At 27.7% G+C, this 267-nt stretch carries 1 protein-coding gene; it reads left to right on the forward strand.

All coding sequences use genetic code 11. From position 1 onward, the window contains the following. A partial coding sequence (locus AAEZ02_RS22620) for a hypothetical protein (RefSeq protein WP_351125304.1) occupies positions 1–267 on the forward strand: 267 nt, incomplete at both ends.

Consider the following 267-nt stretch of genomic DNA (forward strand, 5'->3'; position numbering starts at 1 on the left):
GTCAGATACTTACAAGTTATTCAGCTAATCATGAGAATATCCTACGATATCTATCAAAAATAGACACAGATCTGTTTTATATCGTATTCGTTAAAAAATTAACCATACTAATCAATGATGCTACAGGTATATTTAGTTCTGGATTAAGAAATACTGTCACTTCTCATTTGTTTATTGCTATTTCGTCTTATGATTCGATTCAAATTCATCTAAATGAAGGAGTTATGTCATTTTCACCACAATATGAATTAAAAAATAGTAGTAAAT

The sequence above is a fragment of the Shewanella sp. T24-MNA-CIBAN-0130 genome (assembly GCF_040310185.1).
GTDB lineage: Bacteria > Pseudomonadota > Gammaproteobacteria > Enterobacterales > Shewanellaceae > Shewanella > Shewanella psychromarinicola.